Annotated in this window: 2 protein-coding genes; both read left to right on the top strand. The window is 24.4% G+C overall.

The genetic code is table 11. The features are described from left to right. A partial coding sequence (locus BM227_RS09440) for a GGDEF domain-containing protein (RefSeq protein WP_143089727.1) occupies positions 1 to 548 on the top strand: 548 nt, incomplete at its 5' end. Beyond that, the gene (locus BM227_RS09435) at positions 538 to 2,913 is read left to right on the top strand and encodes a PAS domain S-box protein (RefSeq protein ID WP_092913335.1); all 2,376 of its coding nucleotides are present in this window, start codon (positions 538 to 540) and stop codon (positions 2,911 to 2,913) included. The genes BM227_RS09440 and BM227_RS09435, both read left to right, overlap by 11 nt. Positions 2,914 to 2,997: the final 84 nt, after the last annotated feature.

The raw sequence follows: 2,997 nt of genomic DNA, 5'->3' as shown, positions 1-2,997 counted from the left end.
TAGATGAAATTACGAAAAGATATGACTCTTTTATAAAAGAGCAGAATGAAAAAATTGAAGATACACTTGAGAAAGCAACAAAAGATCCTCTGACTGATCTTTACAATAGAGAGTTTTTGTCTGAATATGCTGAAAAGGTATTAAAAGAGAATAGAAGAAAAGGTGAATCTATTGCACTGATTTTTTTAGATTTAGATAATTTTAAATCTGTAAATGATAACTATGGTCATGAAGAAGGTGATAAAGTCTTAAAAAATGTTGCTGAAATGTTAAAAAATAGTTTTAGAGATCAAGATATAGTAGTAAGATATGGAGGAGATGAGTTCATTGTTTTTGCACAATTAAACAGAGTTCAGGTATATGAGCTTCACAAAGTATTGAAATCTTTACAAAACAGAATTGAAGATAATTTTCAGAAATATGGTATTTCTATCTCTTATGGAATATCTATCTATCCTTTAGAAGCAAATAACCTTGAAGTTCTTATATACATTGCAGATAAAAAAATGTATGAACAAAAAAAGAGAAAAAAACTAGATGAAAATTAATATAAAAGATAAATTAAGAAACATCTTTTTTAAAACAATTATAATACCATTTATAATACTTAGTCTTTTTTTAGCAACTATTTTTATTTTATTAAGAAACTATATGTTTACTAAAGTTAAATCTCTTGAAATTGAAAAAACAGAAAAAATATTAAATATAGTAATAGACAATGAAAAAAATATTATTGATTACAAATTTGCTAATATAGAATTACTTGCTAAACTTTTACAAAAAGAACATGAAAAAATTTTTAAAGATAGATATATTAGCGATAAAGATGTAAGTTTTAAAACTGCTGATAATGGTGTTTTCTATAAAACAACCCAAAAAGGATCTTCACTCTACTATTCAGCATCTACAAAAATTAGCAAACATGAAAAATCAAAAGCCCTATTTACTGAAAATATGGATACTCTGTTTAAAGCGTTGGTTGATAATAATAAACTCATAACATCTGTATATTTTAATAGTTATGACAATATGAATAGAATATACCCATTTATAAATAAAATATATAAACAATATGGTCCTACTTTAATAATGCAAAACTATAACTTTTACTATCTTGCCGATCAAAAACATAATCCACAAAAAAAGCCGGTATGGACTGAAGCATACCTTGATCCTGCAGGCAGAGGTTGGATGATCTCTTGCATAGTGCCAATTTATAATAAAAATTTTTTAGAAGGAGTAACAGGTATAGATATAACTATTGAAGAAATTATTGATAATCTATTAAATAAAAAATTGCCATTTGATTCTAAATTAATTTTAATAAGCAAAAATGGAACAATTACAGCTATGCCAAAAGAGATTGAACAGTTAACAAATATTCAAGAACTAACTACTTATAACTATACCGAAATAATTAAAAACACAATTAAAAAACCAAAAATATTTAATATCTACAAATCAAGAAATAGACTGTTTCAAGATATATCTGAAATGATAAAGAAAAAAAATAAAATAAAGGAAGTTTATATTAATAATAAAAGCTATATATTGATCTTAGACAAAATCAAAACTACTAACTCTTATCTATTACTAATTACAAAAAAATCAAAACTACTTGAAACTGTAAATACAATTCAAAATAATTCTAAAATAATTATTTTCATTTTAACTTTAATATCTCTTTTTCTATTTTTTATTATATATAAACTTGCTACTAAACGATTTAGCAAGTTATCTAATGAGATTACAGAACCAATTATTTATCTTTCCAATATTAGCTCTAACTTTGATCAAAATAAAGATAATTTATCTTATATAGGAACAGGGATTTCAGAAATAGATACACTTAATCAAAATTTTATAAATATGATAAAAGAGATAAAAATAAAAAATGATAAATTAAAAGGTTTCAATATGGAATTATCAGAAAAAATAAAAAGTGCTACTAGTGAGCTAATAGAAAAAAATCTTAAATTATCTGAGGCTATTGAAAACTTTCAAAACATACTAGACATGACAATTGAAATGATAGTCTTTACAAAAGATGGAAAAATTGTTGATGTAAACAAATCTGGTGTAAAAATGGTAGGATATAGTAAAAAATCAGAAGTAATAGGTAGAGATTTATCAGATTTTATTCCACAAGAAGAGTTACCAAAAATCATTAAGGCTTTTAAATCTGAAATAACACCGCCATATGAAACAACCCTTATTAATAAAGATGGTAAATATTTGTATGTATTAGCATCTGGTAAATATATCTCACTGAATGGCCAAAAGATCAGAATGTCCACTGCTATTGATTTAACAGAAGTAAAAAGAAAAGATGAATTACTATTTCAGCAATCAAAACAGGCACAAATGGGTGAAATGGTAAAAATGATTGCTCATCATTGGAGACAACCATTAAATGCTATAAGTGCAGCAAGTATCGAACTCACAATAAAAAAAGAGTTGGGTGAACTAAAAGATGATGAATTTATCCAAGTTAATGAATTTATTCAACAACAATGTCAAGAGATGTCTAAAACAATTAATACATTTATACAATTTTCACAATCTAAAAGCGAAATAAAAAAATTCAATATTCTTGATGTTATTAACCATGTTATAGCTATAGTTGAAATTGAATTTAAAAACTTTAATATTGAAATTATTATAGAAAATAAAAATATTGTACTTTTAACAGGATACAGTGATATGTTTGAACAAGTAATTTTAAATATATTAATTAATGCGAGAGACGCTTATAATGATAATAAATCAGCTAAAGATAAAAAAATTTATATTTCAATAGATAACAATCAAACAGTTTCTATAAAAGATTATGCTGGAGGCATAAAAAGTGAAAATATTGATAAACTTTTTACCCCATATTTTACAACAAAAGAACAAGGTAAGCCCAAATAAATCCATAAAATAAAAACCCACCTAATATTCCCTAAAAAACACATTTTTTGAAAAAATAAAATGCCTAAATATGCACCAAAATTA

This window comes from Hydrogenimonas thermophila (assembly GCF_900115615.1).
Lineage (GTDB): Bacteria > Campylobacterota > Campylobacteria > Campylobacterales > Hydrogenimonadaceae > Hydrogenimonas > Hydrogenimonas thermophila.
The sequence above is the reverse complement of the archived record's forward strand: the minus strand, read 5'-3'. Positions and strand labels throughout refer to the sequence as shown.